The sequence below is a fragment of the Oleiphilus sp. HI0061 genome (genome assembly GCF_001635675.1).
In genome coordinates this window covers 1-414 of record NZ_LWFE01000920.1, presented here as the reverse complement: position 1 = coordinate 414, position 414 = coordinate 1, and the positions used below count along the sequence as shown (strand labels likewise).

The window sequence follows — 414 nt, the reverse complement described above, 5'->3', positions numbered from 1 at the left end:
TTGAAGACTGTCCCTCCGAGGAAGCATTGCAAAAGCAAGTAAAGGGGATCGATGGCGATATTCAGGAGCTTGACGAATTAATTGATGAGATATTGACCTATGCTCGACTTGAGCAGGGCGGGCCAATCTTGGCATTTCAGGAAGCTGATATTAGCGCAATTGTTGATCAAGTTGTTTCCGAGCAAGGCCTTGTTAAGCCAGATATGAGTATTTTCTCTGAGTTTAAAGAGGGCTCTGATGTATGGAAAATGTCAGAGGTTGAAACACGTTATATACATCGTTCGATTCAAAACCTTGTTGGTAATGCGACACGCTATGCTCAAGGAAGGGTAAAAGTTGTTTGCTCTTTTGATGCAGAGACATGTCGTGTAGATGTTGAAGACGATGGCCCTGGTATTCCAGAGGAAGATTGGG

General features: G+C 43.7%; 1 protein-coding gene. It reads left to right on the top strand.

The window, feature by feature from the left end; all coding sequences use genetic code 11:
- Positions 1-26 precede the first annotated feature (26 nt).
- Positions 27-414: ATP-binding protein (locus A3735_RS10830; RefSeq protein WP_231882536.1), on the top strand; the 388-nt coding region annotated here is incomplete at its 3' end.